This is a genomic window from Kitasatospora sp. NBC_00039, assembly GCF_045160625.1.
Lineage (GTDB): Bacteria > Actinomycetota > Actinomycetes > Streptomycetales > Streptomycetaceae > Kitasatospora.
Map to the genome: position 1 here is coordinate 3110543 of NZ_CP108289.1, position 21966 is coordinate 3132508.

Genomic DNA, 21966 nt, shown 5'->3' on the forward strand with positions numbered 1-21966 from the left:
CCCGGGAGACCACGGAAGGGATCACCCCGGACGTCATCCGGTCACATCACCCGACCGGAGGCTCCGCCTCCACCCGGGCCGCCGGCTCACCCGTCCGGCGTGGCAACGGCCCGGTGGACCACCGGTCGGCATGGACCGGAATCAGCCCGAGCCCCCAGCCGCCGGCCGCGAGGAGCCCCAGTGCGGCACCGTCGGCCAGTTGTCCCTGGACCACCAGAACCCACCAGCCGAGCCCGCCCGCGAGCACCACCAGGCCTGCACGCAAAGGCCGGGGCATCAGCCGCCCCAGCCGTATCCGGGCTTCGGCGTACGCCGTCACAGCTCTTTGCATGACCGCCCTCCTTCGCTCGCCCCGGGCACCAGGCGCCCGGGCGTCGAGGCCAGGTCAGGCGGCGACCACGTCCATCGCGGCAGCCTTGGGCGAGAGGTTCGCCCGGTCGGTGCCGGGGGCGGGCAGCGGTACCGGTTCGAGCACCGGCCTCAGCAGTTCACCTTCGGAGAGGGTGGCCATCGCCGCAAGTTCGGCGAGCGAGAGTTCGTCGCTGACCTCGCGCATGACCTCGGACATACGGACGTCGAGTGCGTCGCAGATCGCGGAGAGCAGCTCCGAAGAGGCCTCCTTCTGACCCCGCTCGACCTCGGAGAGGTAACCGAGCGAAACCCTGGCGGCCGCCGACACCTCGCGGAGTGTGCGGCCCTGGCGCTGGCGCTGCCGACGCAGTACATCGCCCAGTAGGCGACGGAGCAGGATCATCGGTGCCTCCCTCCTCGGACTGCGGATCGAGATGTCACGCCCCCACCGTACCGCCTTGCCCGCTTCGCGTGCGGGGACCATGGTCGTGTTCACTCTGGGCTGCAAGGCTGTCCCCTCCCCTGTTTCGGTGTCGCACCCGGGTCGGCGGGCACCTCTTCGTACCCCCCGTGCGGCGCCCGGGCACCGCCAAGCCACTCGTTCGCCACCTGGTTTCTGCCCAACCAGGCCCCTGCATGTAACACGATCCTCCAGCTACGCCATACCCGTACGCCAGTTCGGGAGATCTCGGTTCGGTGGAGATCTTGTCGGGCGGAGCCTCTGTGACGCCTCCACGGTGGGTCAGCGACGGGTCAGTGCGTGGGCGCACCGGACGGAAGCCGCCCGACGAGCAGCTCCAGGGCGGCGGTCACCGCCCCGTGACGGATTGTGGCACGCTCCCCCGACAGCCGGGGCGAACTGACCAGACTTCCCCCCGGACCGGCGACCGCGAGGTGTACCGTGCCCACCGGCTGCCCGTCCTGCGGGTCCGGCCCCGCCACCCCGGTCGTGGCCACCCCGTAGGTGGCGCCCAGCAGCCGGCGCACGCCCTCGGCCATCTGCCGTGCCACCACCGGGTGGACCGGCCCGTGAACGGCCAGCAGGCCCTCGTCGACGCCCAGCACCGACGCCTTCAGCTCGGTCGCGTACGCGGTGACCGACCCTCGGAAGGTCGCGGACGCCCCGGGGACGTCTACCAGCGCCGCCGCCAGCAGCCCGCCGGTGAGCGACTCCGCCACCGCCACCGTGCTGCCCTCCCCGCGCAGCGCGGCGTGCGCCTTCACCGCCAGCGCGTAGTCCGCCGGGGCAGCCGCCCCGGCGTCCGCCGCGTTGTGCGCCCCGCGCTCCATCCGGCCGTCCACCCCGTGCTCCCCCGTCACCGGCCCTCGCGCTCCGCCGCGATCCCCTCGCGGCGCAGCCGCAGCGCCTGCCCGATGTAGTCCAGCGCGGTGCCGACGGTCAGCAGCACCGCCAGCCCCATCAGCACGGCCCGCCCGGTGGCGAGCCAGCCGGTCAGCACCAGGACGTACATGCCGACCGCGATGCCCTGGGTGAGCGTCTTCAGCTTGCCGCCCCGGCTGGCCGGGATGACCCCGTACCGGATCACCCAGAACCGCATCACGGTGATGCCGAGCTCGCGGGCCAGGATGATCACCGTGACCCACCAGGGCAGGTCGCCCAGCACGGAGAGCCCGATCAGCGCCGCGCCCATGATCGCCTTGTCGGCGATCGGGTCGGCGATCTTGCCGAAGTCGGTGACCAGGCCCTTGCGCCGGGCCAGCTCGCCGTCGAACAGGTCGGTGATCATCGCGACCGCGAACGAGGCCCAGGCCACCGCGCGCCACTTGGGGTCGTGCCCGCCGTCGGCGAAGAGCAGCGCCACGAAGACCGGCACCAGCAGCAGCCGGAGCATCGTGAGCATGTTGGCGATGTTCCAGATCCCCGGCGCCGGCGGCACCGCGGCCGCCGGTCTGCCCGGGTGGGCCGCGGCCGGGGCGCCGGGCCCCTTGGTCATTCCCCGGCTCCCGGGGCCTGGCCGACCCGCACCTGCTCCAGCGCCTCGGCGACCAGGTCGACGCCCTCGCTGGCGACGACCCGGGCCCGGTGGAACTGGCCGATCTCGGGGTTCTCCACGCCCGTGAGCGTGGTGAGGCCGTCCGTCTCGGGAGCCTGGTGGGCGGCGCGGCCCTCGACGAGGTCGCCCTCCACCGACTCGATGAGCACCTCGACCTCGGTGCCGATCCGCTGCTCGGCCCGCTGGGCGGTCATCTCCTCGGCGAGCCGGCTGAGCCGGGCCAGCCGGTCCGCCACCACGTCCTCGGGCAGCTTGCCGTCGTAGGTCGCGGCCTCGGTGCCGTCCTCGTCGGAGTAGCCGAAGACGCCGATCGCGTCCAGGCCGGCGTGGGTGATGAAGCGCTCCAGCTCGGCGAAGTCCTCCTCGGTCTCGCCGGGGAAGCCGACGATGAAGTTGGACCGGGCGCCGGCCTGCGGGGCCTTGCCACGGATGGTCCCGAGCAGCTCGAGGAACTGGTCGGTGGAGCCGAAGCGGCGCATCCGGCGCAGCACCGCGGGCGCCGAGTGCTGGAACGAGAGGTCGAAGTAGGGCACCACGTCGGTGGTGCCGGTCATCGCGTCGATCAGCCCGGGCCGCATCTCGGCCGGCTGGAGGTAGGAGACCCGGACCCGCTCGACGCCCTCGATCGCGGAGATCTCACCGAGCAGCGTCTCCAGCAGGCGGATGTCGCCGAGGTCCTTGCCGTACGAGGTGTTGTTCTCGCTGACCAGCACCACCTCGCGGACGCCCTGCGAGGCCAGCCACTGGGCCTCCTGGAGCACGTCGGAGGGGCGGCGCGAGATGAACGAGCCGCGGAAGGCCGGGATGGCGCAGAAGGAACACCGCCGGTCGCAGCCGGAGGCGAGCTTCACCGAGGCCACCGGGCTGTCGTCCAGCCGCTTGCGCAGGGTGCGCGGCCCGGAGGCGGGGGCGAGGCCCTCGGGGAGGTCCTCCGGCACGGTCTCGGCGGCGCCGTGGCCCGGCAGGGCGACCTCGGCGGCGGCGGCCTGGCGCTCGACCGGGCTCAGCGGCAGCAGCTTGCGGCGGTCGCGCGGGATGTGCGGGGCGTGGTGGCCCCCGGACAGGATGGTCTGGAGGCGGTCGGAGATGTCGGAGTAGTCGTCGAAGCCGAGCACGCCGTCCGCCTCGGGCAGGGCGTCCGCCAGCTCCTTGCCGTACCGCTCGGCCATGCAGCCGACCGCGACGACGGCCTGGGTGCGGCCGTGCCCCTTGAGGTCGTTGGCCTCCAGGAGGGCGTCGACCGAGTCCTTCTTGGCGGCCTCGACAAAGCCGCAGGTGTTGACGACGGCGACGTCGGCGTCGGCGGCGTCGTCGACCAGCAACCAGCCGTCGGCCTCCAGTCGCCCGGCGAGTTCCTCGGAGTCCACCTCGTTGCGGGCGCATCCGAGCGTGACAAGGGCGACAGTACGGCGTTCAGGCATAGGGCCAAGATTAACGCGCGGCCGCCGGGGCCGTTCGCCCCGGAGGCCGCGCGCCTCGGATTACCGGACCTTCACCGGACCTTCGCCGGGCCGGAGGCCGCTCGTGGTCAGCCCGCCTGCGGGTCTCCGGGGGTGTACGTGACGTGCACCACCTGGCCGTTCTTGCCCGCCGGGCCGAGGTCCTTGCCGTTGACGTACACGTGCACGGCACCGGCGTTGCCGATCACCAGCTTGATCTGCTTGGGGTCGGTGAAGGTCTGGTCCTGACCCTCCTCGATGTTGTTCTGGAACAGCGACTTGCCGCTTCCGTCCAGCGCCGAGACCCAGCTGGTGTCCTTCTCGGCGACCAGCTTCACGGTCACCTTGTCGGCCGGGGCGGCCGCGATCGCCGCGGCGCTGGGCGCCGGGGCGGGCGGCTGCACGCTCGGCGAGGGCGCCGGGGCGACCGAGCCGGTGCCGGAGCCGCTGGGCAGCGGCGCGCTGGCCGAGCCGGTGGTCGAGCCACCGGTCTTGCCGCTGACCAGGTTGAAACCGATCAGGACGACCACCGCGAAGATCGCGGCGACCATCGCGGCCGTCCAGTTCGGCCGGCCGCGGCCGGGGACCTTGATCGGCCCGCTGTCGATCAGCTGGGTCGGACGCTTGGTGGCCGGGGCGCCGCCGTGCGCGGCGTCGTACCGCGCCACCAGCGCCTCGCCGTCCACGCCGACCGCCCGGGCAATCGAGCGGATGTGGCCACGGGCGTAGAAGTCGCCGCCGCAGCGGGCGAAGTCGTCCTCCTCGATGGCATGCACGATCGGCACCCGCACGCGGGTGGCGGTACTGACCTGGTCCACCGTGAGTCCGGCGTCGATCCGGGCAGCGGACAGCACCCGGCCGATGCTCACGGCATCGGCCGCCTGCTCCGCGCCGCCGGAAGGCTGGGCGGACGACGGGGCGTTCTCGCGGTCGGGGGACTTGCCGATGGTCACGGGGCACGCCTTTCGAGCGGATGGCCACCTGCTGGGGAACAGTCTAGGGGCGGGGGCGGATCGTTTCTCAAGCGGAACAGGCCCGAATGCGCACACCCGCCCGAACCTGGTCCCTACCGGCCACTGACCGGTTGTCAGGGCGGGGGCCGCCGTTCACCGAGGCCGTCCCTTTCCGCCCTGTGACGCCGTGTGCGTACGTTCGGTTCCGCACCTCGCGCCTACCCTCCTCCGAACGAGTGAACACCCGCCGGAGGCACGGAGCGGTCAGCCGCGGATGGCGACGATCACACCGTCCAGCTCGTCCGGTTTCACCAGCACGTCGCGGGCCTTGGAGCCCTCGCTCGGGCCGACGATCCCGCGCGACTCCATCAGGTCCATCAGCCGGCCGGCCTTGGCGAAGCCGACCCGGAGCTTGCGCTGGAGCATCGAGGTCGAGCCGAACTGGGTGGAGACGACCAGCTCCGCGGCCTGGATCAGCAGGTCCAGGTCGTCGCCGATCTCCTCGTCGATCTCCTTCTTCGGCCCGCCGCCGACCGTGACGTCGTCCCGGTAGACGGCCGTCAGCTGGTCCTTGCAGTGCTGGACGATCGCGGCGATCTCCGCCTCGGTGACGAACGCGCCCTGCATCCGGATCGGCTTGCTCGCACCCATCGGCAGGAAGAGCGCGTCACCCTTGCCGATCAGCTTCTCGGCGCCCGGCTGGTCCAGGATGACCCGCGAGTCGGCCATCGCCGAGGTCGCGAACGCCAGCCGGGAGGGCACGTTGGCCTTGATCAGACCGGTGACCACGTCCACCGAGGGCCGCTGGGTCGCCAGTACCAGGTGGATGCCGGCGGCCCGGGCGAGCTGGGTGATCCGGACCACCGAGTCCTCGACGTCGCGCGGGGCGACCATCATCAGGTCCGCCAGCTCGTCGACGATCACCAGCAGGTACGGGTACGGCTTCAGCTCGCGCTCGCTGCCGAGCGGCGGGGTGACCCTGCCGGCCTTCACCGCCGCGTTGAAGTCGTCCACGTGCCGGAACCCGTACGCGGCGAGGTCGTCGTAGCGCAGGTCCATCTCGCGCACCACCCACTGGAGGGCCTCGGCGGCCTTCTTGGGGTTGGTGATGATCGGCGTGATCAGGTGCGGGATGCCCTCGTACGCGGTCAGCTCGACCCGCTTCGGGTCGACCAGGACCATCCGGACCTCGTCCGGGGTGGCCCGGGCCAGTACCGAGGTGATCAGGCAGTTGATGCAGGACGACTTGCCCGCGCCGGTCGCGCCGGCCACCAGGATGTGCGGCATCTTGGCGAGGTTGGCCATCACGGTGTGGCCCTCGACGTCCTTGCCCATGCCGACGACCATCGGGTGGGTGTCGTCGGCGGCCGTGCGCGAACGCAGCAGGTCGCCGAGGTTGACCATCTCGCGGTCCCGGTTGGGGATCTCGATGCCGACCGCGGACTTGCCCGGGATCGGGCTGATGATCCGGACGTCCGGGCTGGCCACCGCGTACGCGATGTTCTTGCCGAGCGCGGTGATCCGCTCCACCTTCACGGCAGGGCCCAGCTCGACCTCGTACCGGGTGACCGTCGGACCGCGGGTGAAGCCGGTGACCCGGGCGTCCACCTTGAACTCGCCGAAGGTGCTGGTGAGCTGCGCCACCACCTCGTCGTTGAGGGCGCTGCGGGCCTTGGCCGGGCCGCCGCGCTCCAGCAGGTCGAGCGGGGGCAGCGCGTAGGTGATGCCTTCGGAGAGCTGGAGCTGCTCCATCCGCACCGGCGCCGGGGCGTGCTCCTCGGGTGCTCCCGGGCCGGCAGCGGCGCTGCGGGCGGCGGGGACGGCGGGCTCCTCCGGCGGGGCGGTGCGGTCCTGCACCTGGTGCATCATGTCCGCCACCGCGGAGGAGGCGGGCACGCCGTAGACCAGGGCGCCGTCCAGGTCGGCGGCGGCGCCCGCGGCGAGGTCCCGGGTGGCGTACGGGTCCTCCAGGTCCTTGACGAAAGGATCCTTGGCGAAAGGATCCTTGGCGAACGGGTCCCCGTCCGGCGTCCCGGAGGCCGCCTCCGGGTCGTCCGGCTGCTTGCGCCGGCGGCGGCGCCGGCGGGCGGCCACCTCGTCCTGCGGGGTGTCGCCGTCGGTGTCCACGGTGAAGGGCAGCGCCGACGGGTCGGCGTCCTCCGGCGGCTCGGTGGAGAGCTCGCGCTCCGGCGTGCGCCCGTCGGCGAACCGGTCCTCCGGGCCCGGCTCGACCACGCCGAGCCGCACCCCGGCCGCGCGCAGGCGCTCGGGGATCCGGTTGACCGGGGTGGCGGTGGTCACCAGCAGGCCGAAGAAGGCCAGCAGCAGAAGGAGCGGCACCGCGAGCGGAGGCCCGGCGGCGGCCATCATCGGGGTCGACACGGCCCAGCCGACGATGCCGCCGGCCGCCCTTATCCGGGTCGCGCCGCTGCCCATCATGGGCGCGCCGCAACCGATGTGGACCAGGCCGAGGACACCGACCACCAGCGCGCTGAGGCCGATCATGATCCGCCCGTTGGCCTCCGGCAGCTCCGGGTGGCGCATCAGCCGGATCCCGACCGCCGCCAGCAGGAACGGCACCAGCACGTCGAGGCGGCCGAACAGCCCGGAGACCACGTTGGTGGCCGCCTCGCCGAGCCAGCCCTGCGGGCTGAACCAGGTGCCGGCCGCGGTGACCAGCGCCAGCGCGAGCAGCAGCAGGCCGACGCCGTCCTTGCGGTGGGCCGGATCCAGGTTCTTGGCGCCGTCGCCGAAGCCACGGAAGACCGCTCCGACCGCGTGCGCGAGGCCGAGCCAGACGGCCAGGACGGCGCGGAAGAGTATCGGCCTCGGCGGGGGCGGCGGCGCCGGAGCGGGCTTCGCCGGGGCCTTCCTCGCCGGGGCGGCCTTCTTGGCGGCCGTCTTCTTCGCGGGCGGCTTGGCCGGAGCCTTCGCCGCGGCCTTCTTGGACGGTCCCGGACTCGAACTGCGTGCCGCGCTTCCGGGCGTACGTGTGGCCATGGCTCAGCAGCCTACCGGGGCACGCCGACTGTGCCCACGCGCTCGGTGCGAGGTGCCCGGACGTGTCGCAGACACACCGTCACGCTGATCCGGTTTCACCCGGACGGGGCAGACGGGCGCCTGCCGGCTACTCCACGCCGGGGCGCAGCGCGTCCAGCGCCCTGCGCAGACCTGCCAGCTTCCGCTCCAGGTGCGCCGCGGTGGCGGCGACCCCGCCGTCCTCGGCGCCGTCCAGCTGCTTGACCAGCGCCTCGGCCTGCTCCTCCACCGACGCCAGCCGCGCCGACAGCTCGCCCAGCAGCGCACCGCCGATGGCCTGCTGCTCGCCGCCCGCCTCCAGTTGCAGGCGCAGCAGTGCGGCCTGCTCCCTGAGCTGGCAGTTCTTCATGTAGAGGTCGACGAAGACCGACACCTTGGCACGCAGCACCCACGGGTCGAAGGGCTTGGAGATGTAGTCCACCGCGCCGGCCGCGTAGCCGCGGAAGGTGTGGTGCGGCCCGTGGTTGATCGCGGTCAGGAAGATGATCGGGATGTCCCGGGTGCGCTCGCGCCGTTTGATGTGCGCGGCCGTCTCGAAGCCGTCCATGCCGGGCATCTGGACGTCGAGCAGGATCACCGCGAAGTCGTCGGTGAGCAGCGCCTTGAGCGCCTCCTCGCCGGAGGCCGCGCGCACCAGCGTCTGGTCCAGCGCGGAGAGGATCGCCTCCAGCGCCAGAAGGTTCTCCGGCCGGTCGTCGACCAGGAGGATCTTCGCCTTCTGCATTACGGCCCGCCCTCCTGTTGCCTGCCTGCCTGGGGAAGGCACCCGCGTACTGCCCACCATTACCCCGGTCATGCTAGCCGCACCCCCTCGCCCGGCACACCGCTTCGTCAGGATGTGATCCGCAGCAGTGTGCACCCAGTGCCCCGGCGCACGCTCAGCAGCGAGTCGCCGTCCGGTCACTGTTCGCAACGATCGGTGACCCTACCCGGTTCCCGCCCCTCCCCGCCAGCAAACGGCCCGCCCGCGGGCGTGAACGCCGGAGCGGGCCGGCCGCTGCACGCCCCCGCCGGTCGTCCCGGTCCGGCGGGGCCCCGCGGCGGCTATCCCTTCCGGACCGTCAGCCACTCGTGCATCACCGTCAGCAGGTGGTCGGTCTCGACCGGCTTGGTGATGTGGTCGGTGGCCCCGGCCTCCAGGGACTTCTCCCGGTCGCCCTTCATCGCCTTAGCGGTCAGCGCGATGATCGGGAGGCCGGCGAACTGGGGCATCCGGCGGATCGCCTCGGTGGTCGCGTAGCCGTCCATCTCCGGCATCATGATGTCCATCAGGACCAGCGCGACGTTCTCGTGCTGCTCCAGCATCTCGATGCCCTCGCGGCCGTTCTCCGCGTAGAGGACGGTCAGGCCGTGCTGCTCCAGGACGCTGGTGAGCGCGAAGACGTTGCGGACGTCGTCGTCCACGATCAGCACCTGCTGGCCGTCGAAGCGGGCGTCCACCCGTCCGCCCGGGCGGGCGACGGGGCCGACGGCCGGCGGGCGGCCCTCAGCGGAGGTCTCCAGGGCGGCGGCACGGCGCCGTTCGACGGCGCCCCGGCGGCGCTCCTCGGCGAGTTCGCGGACCTCCTGGGCCCAGTGGTCGGCCGGGTTCTCGCCGACCGGGACGGGCGTGCCGGCCGGCGTCACGCCGACGGCGGCGCGCACCGCCGGGGTGTTCGGGGCCGGCAACGGCACACCGCCCGGGGTGCCCGCGCCCTCGGTGCGCAGCGGCAGGTAGAGGGTGAAGGTGGAGCCCCTGCCCAGCTCGCTCTCGGCGTGGATCTCGCCGCCGAGCAGGCGGGCGATCTCCCGGCTGATCGACAGCCCGAGGCCGGTGCCGCCGTACTTGCGGCTGGTGGTGCCGTCGGCCTGCTTGAACGCCTCGAAGATCTCCCGCAGCTTGTTGTCGGGGATGCCGATGCCGGTGTCGGAGACGGAGAAGGCGATCAGCTCGTCGTCCGGGCCCTGGATCGCGCCGGCCTCCAGCAGCCGTTCCCGGACGTGCTGCGGGACGTCGGTGCCGGCCTGGCTGATCGAGAAGTCGACCGCCCCCGCGTCGGTGAACTTGACCGCGTTGGAGATCAGGTTGCGCAGCACCTGCTGGAGCCGCTGCTCGTCGGTGTGCAGGGTGACCGGCAGCGCGGGCGAGACCCGGACGGCGAAGTCGAGGCTCTTGTCCAGCGCGACCGGCTGGAAGGTGGCCTCCACGTAGTCGACCAGCTGGACGAGGGCGATTCTGGCCGGGCGGACGTCCATCTTGCCCGCCTCGACCTTGGAGAGGTCGAGGATGTCGTTGATCAGCTGGAGCAGGTCGGAACCGGCGCCGTGGATGGTGTCGGCGAACTCGACCTGCTTGGGCGAGAGGTTGCCCTCGTTGTTGTCCGAGAGCAGCTTCGCCAGGATCAGCAGCGAGTTGAGCGGGGTGCGCAGCTCGTGCGACATGTTGGCGAGGAACTCGCTCTTGTACCGGGACGCGAGGGCGAGCTGCTCGGCGCGCTCCTCCAGGACCTGCCGGGCCTCCTCGATCTCGCTGTTCTTGATCTCGATGTCACGGTTCTGCTGGGCGAGCTGCGAGGCCTTCTCCTGCAACTCCTCGTTGGTCCGCTCCAGTTCCTCCTGGCGCGCCTCCAACTCGGCGGACCGCATCGAGAGTTCGGCGGTCAGCCGCTGGGACTCCAGCAGCAGGCCCTCGGTCTTGGTGTTGACGCTGATGGTGTTGACGGTGACGCCGATCAGGTCGGCGATCTGGTTGAGGAAGTCCAGCGCGACGGTGGTGAAGGAGCTGAACGTGGCCAGCTCGATCACGCCCAGCAGCCGGCCCTCGAACAGCACCGGCAGCACCACGATGTGGGCCGGCGAGGCCTCCCCGAGGCCCGAGGCGATCTTGAGGTATCCGGGCGGCGCCTCCTTGAGGATGATCGCCCGCTTCTCCACCGCCGCCTGGCCGATCAGCGACTCGCCGGGCCGGAAGATGGTCGGCATCGCCCGCCGCTGGTAGCCGTAGCTGCCGATCAGCCGCAGTACGGTGTCGTTCTCGTCGTCGTCCTCGGTGATCAGCTCGGCGGTGCGGCCGGCCGGCTGGGCGAGGAAGAAGGCTCCGTGCTGGGCGGAGACCACCGGCGTCAGCTCGGTCATGATCAGCGACGCGACCGCCTCCAGGTCCCGGCGCCCCTGCAGCAGGCCGGAGATCCGGGCCAGGTTGGTCTTCAGCCAGTCCTGTTCCTGGTTGGTGCGGGTGGTCTCGCGCAGGTTGGCGATCATCTGGTTGATGTTGTCCTTGAGCTCGTCGAGCTCGCCGGCGGCGTCCACGTCGATCCGCAGGCTCAGGTCGCCCCTGGTCACGGCGGTGGCGACCTGCGCGATCGCACGCACCTGCCGGGTCAGGTTGTTGGCCAGCTCGTTCACCGACTCGGTGAGGTCCTGCCAGGTGCCGTCCACACCGGGGACGCGGGCCTGACCGCCGAGCCGCCCGTCGGTGCCCACCTCGCGGGCCACCCGGGTCACCTCGTCGGCGAACGCCGACAACTGGTCGACCATGGTGTTGATGCTGGTCTTGAGCTCCAGGATCTCGCCGCGCGCGTCCACGTCGATCTTCTGCGAGAGGTCGCCGCGGGCCACCGCCGTGATCACCAGCGCGATGTTGCGGACCTGGCCGGTCAGGTTGTTGGCCATCAGGTTGACGTTGTCGGTCAGGTCCTTCCAGATCCCTGCCACGCCCGGCACCCCGGCCTGGCCGCCCAGGATGCCGTCGGTGCCGACCTCGCGGGCGACCCTGGTCACCTCCACGGCGAAGGCGGAGAGCTGGTCGACCATCGTGTTCAGGGTGCCGGCCAGCGCCGCGACCTCGCCCTGCGCCTCGATGTCGATCTTCTTGGAGAGGTCGCCGCGGGCCACCGCGGTGGCGACCTCGGCGATGTTGCGGACCTGGCTGGTCAGGTTGGACGCCATGAAGTTGACGTTGTCGGTCAGGTCCTTCCAGATACCCGACACCCCGCGCACCCGGGCCTGGCCGCCCAGGATGCCCTCGGTGCCCACCTCGCGGGCCACCCGGGTCACCTCGTCGGCGAACGCCGACAACTGGTCGACCATGGTGTTGACGGTGGTGACCAGCTCCAGGATCTCGCCGCGGGCGTCGACGGTGATCTTCTTGGAGACGTCGCCGCGCGCGACCGCCGTGGTCACCTCGGCGATGTTGCGGACCTGGCTGGTCAGGTTGTTGGCCATCAGGTTGACGCTGTTGGTCAGGTCCTTCCAGGTGCCGGAGACCCCCGGCACGCTCGCCTGGCCGCCGAGGATGCCCTCGGTGCCGACGTCCCGGGCGACCCTGGTCACCTCGTCGGCGAAGGCCCCCAGCTGGTCCACCATCGTGTTGATGGTGTTCTTGAGTTCGAGGATCTCGCCCCGCGCGTCCACCTGGATCTTCTGCGACAGGTCGCCCTTGGCCACCGCCGTCGTCACCTGGGCGATGTTGCGCACCTGATCGGTGAGGTTGTTCGCCATGAAGTTGACGTTGTCGGTCAGATCGCGCCACACACCGGCCGCGCCGGGCACCTGCGCCTGGCCCCCCAGCCGCCCCTCAGTGCCCACCTGGCGGGCCACCCGGGTCACCTGCTCGGCGAACCCGGAGAGCTGGTCCACCATCGTGTTGATGGTGTTCTTCAGCTCCAGGATCTCGCCCCGCGCGTCCACCTCGATCTTCTGCGAGAGATCCCCGCGCGCCACCGCCGTCGTCACCTGGGCGATGTTGCGCACCTGGCCGGTCAGGTTGTCGGCCATGAAGTTGACCGAGTCGGTCAGGTCCCGCCAGACCCCGGCGACGCCCGGCACCTGCGCCTGACCGCCGAGGCGGCCCTCGGTGCCCACGTCCCGGGCCACCCTGGTCACCTGCGCGGCGAAGCCGTTGAGCTGGTCCACCATCGTGTTGACGGTGTTCTTCAGCTCCAGCATCTCGCCGGCCACCTCGACCGTGACCTTGCGCGACAGATCGCCCTTGGCCACCGCCGTCGTCACCTGGGCGATGTTGCGCACCTGCGCGGTCAGCCGGCCGGCCATGGTGTTGACCGAGTCCGCCAGGTCCTTCCAACTGCCCGAGACGCTGCGCACCTTGGCCTGGCCGCCGAGCTTGCCCTCGGTGCCGACCTCGATCGCGACCCTGGTCACCTCGTCGGTGAACTCGGAGAGCTGGTCCACCAGCCCGTTGACCGTCCGGCCGATCTTCAGGTACTCGCCGCGCAACGGGTGGCTCACCCCGTTGCTGTGCAGCGAGCGCAGCTCCATCTTCTGGTCGAGGTCGCCCTCGGCGATCGAGGCCAGCACCCGGCCCACCTCGGCCATCGGCCGGGCCAAGTCGTCGATCAGCGCGTTGCAGTTGTCGACGGCGGCCATCCAGGCGCCCTCGCCGGCGCCGGTCTCCAGCCGCTCGTTCAGCCGGCCCTCACGGCCCACCGCCCGCCGCACCCGTGCCAGTTCTCCGGTCAGGTGCTGGTTGCGCTCGGCAACCTCGTTGAACACCGCGGCGATCTCGGCCAGCGGCCCGTCGCCCGGCACCGTCAGCCGGCGGCGGAAGTTTCCGTCCCGCATCGCGGTCAGCGCGGCCAGCAGCTTGCGCAGCTCGGCCGGCTCGGCTCCCCGGTTGTGGTTCGCTCGCCGGCCGGCCGCGCTCCGCGGCGCGGCCCCGGACCGCGCACCACGCTGGGCGGGCGGCGTCGTACCGGTTGCGTCCTTGGTGGCCGAACTCAACGGGCCCCTCCCAGATCGTGAACTGTCCGGTGACCGGCCGCGCCCCGTCCGGGGCCCGGAACCGGACACCGGCCCGGCGCAACTGCGTCCCCGCGGACCTCGTGGCCCACCGGAACCCACACGACCGTACTGCTCCGACCGGCCGACGCGGACCCCCCAGTCTGGCAGGACTTGCGGCGGGTATACGGCCGGTTGCGCTCGGTTGGTGCCGACCCGGTGGAAACAGGTGGGCAGAATCACCCTCAGGTGCCTGTTTCGACGCCCCGCCCCCACGGGGAACCAACCGGAAAGTAGGGTGGAGCGCTGCACCGGGCCACGACCCGACCCAGCGCCGCCGCTCACCCCGCCGGCGCGCACGGGGATGTCGGCGCCGCACCCGGACAGCCAGGGCCAGAGCAGAGGAGAAGTGGCAACGTGGTCACCGCGCGCGCAGCCGCCACCTTCGAACCCGTCGGCCGGTCGGCCGGCGCCGCCCGCTCCTTCGTCCGGGACGCCCTGCTGGGCTGGGGCCTGCCCGAAGTCGTCGACGACGCCGTCGTGCTCGTCAGCGAACTCGTCACCAACGCCGTCGTGCACGCCGGCACCGCAGCCGAGGTCTGCTGCCTGCGCGAGGACGGAACCGTCCGGATCGAGGTCACCGACCACCACCCCGAACGCGGCCTGCCGTCCTTCGCCGACGTCCCCGTCACCGCCTCCGAGCGCTACGCCGACCCCGACGGCGAGGGCGGCCGCGGCCTGTTGATGTGCTCCGCCCTGGCCGAACGCTGGGGCGTCGAGTACTCGGCCGGCCGCAAGACCGTCTGGTTCCGCCTCGCCCTGCCCGCCCACGTCGCCGGCACCCGCTACGCCGTCCCCGCCACCCCGGGCGGCGAACTGCCCAGCAGCACCGGCCCTGTGCACGTCGCCGTGGTCCGACTCGACGACGACGGCCGCGTCCTCGCCTGGAACCCCGACGCCGAGGCGCTCTTCCGGCACCCCGCCGACGCCGTCCTCGGCCGCCCCTGGGCCGACCTCGCCGTCTGGCCGCAGGGCCCTGGCACCGGCCTCGGCCTGGCCGCGACACTGCGGCTGGCCCGCTGGGAGGGCAGCTACGGCCTGCGCCACGCCGAGGGCGGCACCGTCGAGGTGTACGGCCTGCAGGTCCGCATCCGCGACACCGACGGCACCCCGTCCACCCTCTGTCTGCTCGTCCTGGACACCGACCGGGCGGTACTCCGCTCCCCCGCCCGCGCCCTGCCCGGCGACAAGGCCGACCAGGCCGCCGGCCGGCTCGACCTGCTCGCCGGCCCCACCTCCGCCGACGACCTCGACAGCCTGCTGCAGCGCACCGTCGAACGCGCCCGCGACCTGCTCGACGCCGACGCCGCCTACGTCCTGCTCACCACCGAGGACGAGACCGAGTTCGAGGTCCGCGCCGCCACCGGCCTCACCACCGGCCACCGCCGGCACAGCCGCTTCCCCGTCGAGACCGGCAACCGCTACGACTCCGCCCGGCTGCCCTCCGTCCACGAGGACCTCGCCACCCGCCCGACCGGCCTCGCCCTGCTCACCGGCAGCGGCCTGCGCTCCCTGCTCACCGTCCCGCTCAAGGTCGAGGGCCGGCTGATCGGTTCGCTCGGCATCGCCGCCGCCGCACCCGGCCGGTACGACAACGAGGACGCGCTGCGCCTGCAGTTCGCCGCCGACCGCGTCGCGCTCGCCGTCGAGAGCACCAGACTCTCCGAGCTGGACCGGCTGCGGCGCGGCTCGCTCTCCTTCCTCGTCGAGGCCTCCGACCTGCTGGCCGGCACCCTGGAGCACGAGCAGACGCTCGCCCTGATGGCCCAGATGGCCGTCCCCACCCTCGCCTCCTGGTGCGCCGTCTACACCAACGGCGACCACGGCGCCGCGGCCTCGCTCGCCTTCGTCCTGCACGAGGACGAGGACCGCATCGACCCGCTGCGCGCCCTGCTCGACAAAACCCCGGCCCCGGAGTCCGGCCCCACCCACGGCGTCCGCTTCTGGGCCGGCCCGGCCGACACCGCTCGGGCCGGCGGGCTGACCGACAGCCCCGAACTCTCCGGCCTGCTCGGCGAGACCGTCGTCCTGCCGCTCACCGCCCGCAACCGCGTCATCGGCCTGCTCGCCCTCGGCGTCCCGGCCGGCGTCCGGTTCCGCCAGGAGATCCTGGAGCTCGCCGAGGACCTCTCCCGCCGGGCGGCCCTCGCGCTCGACAACTCCCGCCTCTACTCCGAGCGCACCGCCACCAGCCAGGCCCTCCAGCGCAGCCTGCTGCCGCCGGACCTGCCCGAGATCCCCGGCGTCGAGGTGGACGTCTACTACCAGGCCGCCGGCGAGGGCAACGAGGTCGGCGGCGACTTCTACGACCTCTTCACCATCCGCGAGGGCACCTACGGCTTCGCCATCGGCGACGTCTGCGGCACCGGCCCCGAGGCGGCCTCCGTCACCGGTCTCGCCCGGCACTCGCTGCGCCTGCTCGCCCGCGAGGGCCTGGACGCCCCGCAGGTCCTCAGCCGGCTCAACGCTGCCATCCTGGACGAGGGTTCGCGCAGCCGCTTCCTCACCCTCCTGTACGGCGAGCTGACGCCCCGCCCGGACGGCAGCACCGAACTGTCGCTGGTCTGCGCCGGCCACCCGCTGCCGCTGCGCCTGCGCACCGACGGCCAGGTCGACCGCGCCGCCACCCCGCAGCCGCTGCTCGGAGTGATGGACGAACTCGACCTCACCGCCGAGCACTTGGTGCTCGCCCCCGGCGAGGTCCTGCTCTGCGTCACCGACGGCGTGACCGAACGCCGGGAGGGCCTGCGGATGCTGGGCGACGACGGCCTCGCCGAGGTGCTCACCGGCTGCACCGGGCTGACGGCGGGCGCGGTGGCCCTGCGGGTGCAGCGGGCGGTCGAACGGTTCGCCCCGGAGCCGCCGTCCGACGACATGGCGATCCTGACCCTGCGGGTGCCGTCCCAGCGCGTGGGCTGAGCACTGTCGCGCCCGGGCCGGGCGCCGGCGCCCGTGAGCTGCGCACCGATGCGTCCGGGTTGAGCACTGCTGCCCTTACGGGGATGGCGTGGAGGCCGATCGTGAGCGTTCCACAGCTGACGGCGCCACAAATTGTGCGATTCACAAGGGTACAAGCTCGTTCGGCCGGGTACACCGATCTCACCGGGGAATCCCCCGGAGGGGACACGACCAGCGGTTCCGCCGCTGGACCGTCATTCTGACCGCGGCCGTCGCACGCTCCAGCCGTGCGCCCTCGGCGCGGTCGCGCGCATCCACCTCATCGAACATCCCTCGTGCGGTCGACCGCGCCCTGCGCGCGCCCAGAGTGAAAGGAGCCTCCGGTGAGCAACGAAGCTTCCGGGGCACAGCACGCCCGTTCCACCGGTGCCGACGCGGGTAACCTCGGTTACCTCGCCCTCGGCCTGACCCTCCTCGCCTACGGTCTTCTCTCCACCGGCATCCTCAGCGGCACCGGGGTCGGGGACTCGGCACATCTCGCCCACCTCCTCGGCGGCATCACCCTGTTCATCGCCGGCCTCTGGCAGCTCCGCAGCGGCGAGGGCTTCACCGGCACCGCCTTCACCGGCCTCGGCGCCTTCTGGGCCACCTGGTCGGCGGCCGGCGGGGCCGGCAAGAACGCGGCCGGTCTGTTCCTGCTGCTGTGGGCCCTGCTCGCCCTCACCCTCACCGCCGCCGGCTGGAACGCGGGCCTGTTCAGCCGCGCCGTCTACGGTCTGCTGACCGTCTCGCTGGTGCTCTCCGCCTTCGCCACCTTCAACACCTCCGGCGGCCTCGCCAAGTTCGCCGGCTGGGTCGCCGCGGCCTCCGGGCTCGTCGCCTGGTACTGGGCCACCGCCTCGCTGACCAACAGCGCATGGGGCCGGGCCGTACTGCCGGTCAAGTAGGGACGGGTCAGGCAACGTCCGGGCACCCAGGGTCCGGGCAGGCAGGGCCGACGCCGCAACGCACGTGGGCCGGCCTCCCCCCGCGGGGAGGCCGGCCCACCGACGTGTCCGTCCGGCTAACCGCGGGTGCCCGCCCGCTCCCCGGCCGGCACGTTGGCCGCTGCCGGCCCGGTCCGGGCCGCCCGACGGACCCGCCGGCGGGCGAAGGCCTCCTGGGCGGCGTAGGCGAAGAGCAGGATCGCGACGGCGACCAGACCGTCCGCCCAGAAGTGGTTGGCCGTGACCACCACGACCGCGACGGTCAGCACCGGGTGCAGCACCACCAGCCAGCGGAGCGAACTCGTCGACACCCTGATCACCGCCACCGCGGCCAGCACGCACCAGGCCACGTGTACCGACGGCATCGCCGAGAGCTGCGCGGCGACCACCACCCCGCCGACCGCGCCCCCGTAGACCGACTGCCCGTACTCCGCGGCCACGTCGACGAAGCCGTTCTGCGGCAGCATCCGGGGCGGCGCCACCGGGATGAACTGCACGGCGAGGCAGACCGCCGTCGTGATCACCACGGTGTTCCGGACCCACGCGTACCACTCGCGGTGCCGCACGAAGACCCAGGCGAGGACGGCGATCATCACGGCGAAGTGCATCGCGGCGTAGTAGTAGTTCGCCGCCTTCACGACCACCGGGTACGGCGTCACCGCCGCCTGCCAGGACGCCTCGTCCGGCAACCCGACCGCCAGCTCCGTCCGGTGGATCCAGCTCGCCCGGTCCAGCGCGTGCTCGGTGCTCATCAAGGACAGGTGTCCGACCAGCTGCCAGAGCGCGAACAGCGCCAGCAGCGTGCCGGCCTCCCGCAGCAACGCCGGCAACGGGCCGCGCCGCCACCTGGACGCCGCGTACGAACCCGCGTAAAGAGCGACCGCGGTGCCCCCGGCGGACTGCCAGGTAAGGGTCAGGTTCTGCAACGGTTCGCGCCTTCCGCCAAGCCGGGGTGTGCTGGCAGAGACGTTAACGCAAAAAGACCCCCTTCCGTCCGGAAGGGGGTCTTTTTGGAATGATTGTTCGGCGGCGTCCTACTCTCCCACAGGGTCCCCCCTGCAGTACCATCGGCGCTGTGAGGCTTAGCTTCCGGGTTCGGAATGTAACCGGGCGTTTCCCTCACGCTATGACCACCGAAACACTATGAAACTGTCGGCCGCACCCATACCGTGACCAGGCATGGGGGTCGTTGTTTCAGAACAACACAGTGGACGCGAGCAACTGAGGACAAGCCCTCGGCCTATTAGTACCGGTCAACTCCACCCCTCACAGGGCTTCCATATCCGGCCTATCAACCCAGTCGTCTACTGGGAGCCTTACCCTCTCAAGGAGGTGGGAGTGCTCATCTCGAAGCAGGCTTCCCGCTTAGATGCTTTCAGCGGTTATCCCTCCCGAACGTAGCCAACCAGCCATGCCCTTGGCAGGACAACTGGCACACCAGAGGTTCGTCCGTCCCGGTCCTCTCGTACTAGGGACAGCCCTTCTCAACACTCCTACGCGCACAGCGGATAGGGACCGAACTGTCTCACGACGTTCTAAACCCAGCTCGCGTACCGCTTTAATGGGCGAACAGCCCAACCCTTGGGACCTACTCCAGCCCCAGGATGCGACGAGCCGACATCGAGGTGCCAAACCATCCCGTCGATATGGACTCTTGGGGAAGATCAGCCTGTTATCCCCGGGGTACCTTTTATCCGTTGAGCGACGGCGCTTCCACAAGCCACCGCCGGATCACTAGTCCCTACTTTCGTACCTGCTCGACCCGTCAGTCTCACAGTCAAGCTCCCTTGTGCACTTACACTCAACACCTGATTGCCAACCAGGCTGAGGGAACCTTTGGGCGCCTCCGTTACCCTTTAGGAGGCAACCGCCCCAGTTAAACTACCCACCAGACACTGTCCCTGATCCGGATCACGGACCCAGGTTAGACATCCAGCACGACCAGAGTGGTATTTCAACGACGACTCCACAACAACTGGCGTTGCTGCTTCAAAGTCTCCCACCTATCCTACACAAGCCGAACCGAACACCAATATCAAGCTATAGTAAAGGTCCCGGGGTCTTTCCGTCCTGCTGCGCGAAACGAGCATCTTTACTCGTAATGCAATTTCACCGGGCCTATGGTTGAGACAGTCGAGAAGTCGTTACGCCATTCGTGCAGGTCGGAACTTACCCGACAAGGAATTTCGCTACCTTAGGATGGTTATAGTTACCACCGCCGTTTACTGGCGCTTAAGTTCTCAGCTTCGCCTGGACGAATCCAAGCTAACCGGTCCCCTTAACGTTCCAGCACCGGGCAGGCGTCAGTCCGTATACATCGCCTTACGGCTTCGCACGGACCTGTGTTTTTAGTAAACAGTCGCTTCTCGCTGGTCTCTGCGGCCACCCCCAGCTCTGGCAGCAAGTGCCGTCACCAGGAATGGCCCCCCTTCTCCCGAAGTTACGGGGGCATTTTGCCGAGTTCCTTAACCATAGTTCACCCGAACGCCTCGGTATTCTCTACCTGACCACCTGAGTCGGTTTGGGGTACGGGCCGCCATGAAACTCGCTAGAGGCTTTTCTCGACAGCATAGGATCATCCACTTCACCACAATCGGCTCGGCATCAGGTCTCAGCCTTAATGAGTGACGGATTTGCCTATCACTCGGCCTACACCCTTACCCCGGGACAACCACCGCCCGGGCTGGACTACCTTCCTGCGTCACCCCATCGCTCACCTACTGCAGACTTGGTCCGGCGGCTCCACCACGTCCCTTTGTCCGAAGACTCCGGGCCGGCTTCGCGGCCTTAGCATCACCTGGTTCAGCGTTGGCGCTTCAAAGCGGGTACGGGAATATCAACCCGTTGTCCATCGACTACGCCTGTCGGCCTCGCCTTAGGTCCCGACTTACCCTGGGCAGATCAGCTTGACCCAGGAACCCTTGGTCAATCGGCGCAAGAGTTTCTCACTCTTGTATCGCTACTCATGCCTGCATTCTCACTCGTGTACCGTCCACGACTGGTTTCCACCGCCGCTTCACCCGGCACACGACGCTCCCCTACCCATCACAGCAGGCGTTGGCCCTTCATGCTGCAATGACACGACTTCGGTGATGTGCTTGAGCCCCGCTACATTGTCGGCGCGGAATCACTTGACCAGTGAGCTATTACGCACTCTTTCAAGGGTGGCTGCTTCTAAGCCAACCTCCTGGTTGTCTCTGCGACTCCACATCCTTTCCCACTTAGCACACGCTTAGGGACCTTAGTCGGTGTTCTGGGCTGTTTCCCTCTCGACCATGGAGCTTATCCCCCACAGTCTCACTGCCACGCTCTCACTTACCGGCATTCGGAGTTTGGCTAAGGTCAGTAACCCGGTGAGGCCCATCGCCTATCCAGTGCTCTACCTCCGGCAAGAAACACGTGACGCTGCACCTAAATGCATTTCGGGGAGAACCAGCTATCACGGAGTTTGATTGGCCTTTCACCCCTAACCACAGGTCATCCCCCAGGTTTTCAACCCTGGTGGGTTCGGTCCTCCACGAAGTCTTACCTCCGCTTCAACCTGCCCATGGCTAGATCACTCCGCTTCGGGTCTTGGGCGTGCAACTCAAACGCCCTATTCGGACTCGCTTTCGCTACGGCTACCCCACACGGGTTAACCTCGCTACACACCGCAAACTCGCAGGCTCATTCTTCAAAAGGCACGCAGTCACGAGACACACAGCAAGCTGCATGTCCGACGCTCCCACGGCTTGTAGGCACACGGTTTCAGGTACTATTTCACTCCGCTCCCGCGGTACTTTTCACCATTCCCTCACGGTACTATCCGCTATCGGTCACCAGGGAATATTTAGGCTTAGCGGGTGGTCCCGCCAGATTCACACGGGATTTCTCGGGCCCCGTGCTACTTGGGAGTTTCTCAAACGAGCCGCACAGATTTCGTCTACGGGGGTCTTACCCTCTACGCCGGACCTTTCGCATGTCCTTCGACTATCCATACGGTTTCTGACTCGCCGACCGGCCGGCAGACCGGTCAAGAAAAATCCCACGACCCCCAAGTGGCAACCCCTGCCGGGTCTCACACCACCTGGGTTTAGCCTCATCCGGTTTCGCTCGCCACTACTCCCGGAATCACGGTTGTTTTCTCTTCCTGCGGGTACTGAGATGTTTCACTTCCCCGCGTTCCCTCCACATACCCTATGTGTTCAGGTATGGGTGACAGCCCATGACGACTGCCGGGTTTCCCCATTCGGAAACCCCCGGATCAAAGCCTGGTTGACGGCTCCCCGGGGACTATCGTGGCCTCCCACGTCCTTCATCGGTTCCTGGTGCCAAGGCATCCACCGTGCGCCCTTAAAAACTTGGCCACAGATGCTCGCGTCCACTGTGCAGTTCTCAAACAACGACCAGTCACCCACCCCCAAGACCCGAACGGATCTCTTCAGTGGGACCGGCATCTCTGAAGCAACAGCCATACGGCCGTACCCTCAGGACCCAACAACGTGCCCGACACATCATGCAGTGCTCTGTG

The 21966-nt window shown here is 69.9% G+C and carries 12 protein-coding genes and 2 rRNA genes; 2 read left to right on the forward strand and 12 right to left on the reverse strand.

Annotation, left to right across the window (positions count from 1 at the left end; translation table 11 throughout):
- Positions 1 to 46 precede the first annotated feature (46 nt).
- From OG286_RS13775 to OG286_RS13815, 9 genes are all read right to left on the reverse strand, one after another.
- Positions 47 to 331, reverse strand: coding sequence for a hypothetical protein (locus tag OG286_RS13775; RefSeq protein ID WP_396323818.1), 285 nt, complete (start codon positions 329 to 331; stop codon positions 47 to 49).
- Positions 332 to 385: 54 nt separating this feature from the next.
- Positions 386 to 754: a helix-turn-helix domain-containing protein gene (locus OG286_RS13780; protein ID WP_148642736.1), complete on the reverse strand. Its 369-nt coding sequence runs from the start codon at positions 752 to 754 to the stop codon at positions 386 to 388.
- A gap of 350 nt (positions 755 to 1104) precedes the next feature.
- Complete coding sequence (locus OG286_RS13785) at positions 1105 to 1641, reverse strand: CinA family protein (RefSeq protein WP_405366054.1); 537 nt, start codon at positions 1639 to 1641, stop codon at positions 1105 to 1107.
- A gap of 26 nt (positions 1642 to 1667) precedes the next feature.
- Positions 1668 to 2306, reverse strand: coding sequence for a CDP-diacylglycerol--glycerol-3-phosphate 3-phosphatidyltransferase (pgsA, locus tag OG286_RS13790; protein ID WP_396323819.1), 639 nt, complete (start codon positions 2304 to 2306; stop codon positions 1668 to 1670).
- Complete coding sequence (gene rimO / locus OG286_RS13795) at positions 2303 to 3787, reverse strand: 30S ribosomal protein S12 methylthiotransferase RimO (protein WP_396323820.1); 1485 nt, start codon at positions 3785 to 3787, stop codon at positions 2303 to 2305. Before rimO ends, pgsA begins: the two co-directional genes overlap by 4 nt.
- 107 nt (positions 3788 to 3894) lie before the next feature.
- Entirely contained in the window at positions 3895 to 4758 is an 864-nt protein-coding gene (locus tag OG286_RS13800) for a helix-turn-helix domain-containing protein (protein WP_396323821.1), read from the reverse strand.
- A 264-nt stretch (positions 4759 to 5022) separates the two neighbouring features.
- Positions 5023 to 7758, reverse strand: coding sequence for a DNA translocase FtsK (locus OG286_RS13805; protein ID WP_405365301.1), 2736 nt, complete (start codon positions 7756 to 7758; stop codon positions 5023 to 5025).
- Between the two features lie 127 nt (positions 7759 to 7885).
- Complete coding sequence (locus OG286_RS13810) at positions 7886 to 8521, reverse strand: two-component system response regulator (protein ID WP_396323823.1); 636 nt, start codon at positions 8519 to 8521, stop codon at positions 7886 to 7888.
- 320 nt (positions 8522 to 8841) lie between these two features.
- On the reverse strand, positions 8842 to 13386 hold the full coding sequence (locus OG286_RS13815; protein WP_405366055.1) for a HAMP domain-containing protein: 4545 nt from the start codon (positions 13384 to 13386) through the stop codon (positions 8842 to 8844).
- A 543-nt stretch (positions 13387 to 13929) separates the two neighbouring features.
- Between OG286_RS13815 and OG286_RS13820 the strand changes: the two genes are divergently transcribed.
- Both OG286_RS13820 and OG286_RS13825 read left to right on the forward strand, forming a co-directional pair.
- Complete coding sequence (locus OG286_RS13820; RefSeq protein ID WP_396323824.1) at positions 13930 to 16491, forward strand: SpoIIE family protein phosphatase; 2562 nt, start codon at positions 13930 to 13932, stop codon at positions 16489 to 16491.
- Positions 16492 to 16853: 362 nt separating this feature from the next.
- Complete coding sequence (locus OG286_RS13825; RefSeq protein WP_396323825.1) at positions 16854 to 17417, forward strand: acetate uptake transporter; 564 nt, start codon at positions 16854 to 16856, stop codon at positions 17415 to 17417.
- A 116-nt stretch (positions 17418 to 17533) separates the two neighbouring features.
- On the opposite strand, the gene OG286_RS13830 is transcribed toward OG286_RS13825, so the two are convergent.
- The 3 genes from OG286_RS13830 to OG286_RS13840 all read right to left on the reverse strand — a co-directional run bounded on the left by OG286_RS13830 (position 17534) and on the right by OG286_RS13840 (position 21802).
- Complete coding sequence (locus OG286_RS13830) at positions 17534 to 18382, reverse strand: phosphatase PAP2 family protein (RefSeq protein ID WP_405365303.1); 849 nt, start codon at positions 18380 to 18382, stop codon at positions 17534 to 17536.
- Positions 18383 to 18477: 95 nt separating this feature from the next.
- A 5S ribosomal RNA gene (gene rrf / locus OG286_RS13835) occupies positions 18478 to 18594 on the reverse strand.
- Between the two features lie 85 nt (positions 18595 to 18679).
- A 23S ribosomal RNA gene (locus OG286_RS13840) occupies positions 18680 to 21802 on the reverse strand.
- Positions 21803 to 21966: the final 164 nt, after the last annotated feature.

What these genes read in the sequence shown, in the direction of transcription:
- rimO (WP_396323820.1), bottom strand. Translation starts at nt 3,787, where the DNA reads ATGCCTGAACGCCGTACTGTCGCCCTTGTCACGCTCGGATGCGCCCGC.
- OG286_RS13805 (WP_405365301.1), bottom strand. Translation starts at nt 7,758, where the DNA reads ATGGCCACACGTACGCCCGGAAGCGCGGCACGCAGTTCGAGTCCGGGA.
- OG286_RS13775 (WP_396323818.1), bottom strand. Translation starts at nt 331, where the DNA reads ATGCAAAGAGCTGTGACGGCGTACGCCGAAGCCCGGATACGGCTGGGG.
- OG286_RS13785 (WP_405366054.1), bottom strand. Translation starts at nt 1,641, where the DNA reads ATGGAGCGCGGGGCGCACAACGCGGCGGACGCCGGGGCGGCTGCCCCG.
- OG286_RS13810 (WP_396323823.1), bottom strand. Translation starts at nt 8,521, where the DNA reads ATGCAGAAGGCGAAGATCCTCCTGGTCGACGACCGGCCGGAGAACCTT.
- pgsA (WP_396323819.1), bottom strand. Translation starts at nt 2,306, where the DNA reads ATGACCAAGGGGCCCGGCGCCCCGGCCGCGGCCCACCCGGGCAGACCG.
- OG286_RS13780 (WP_148642736.1), bottom strand. Translation starts at nt 754, where the DNA reads ATGATCCTGCTCCGTCGCCTACTGGGCGATGTACTGCGTCGGCAGCGC.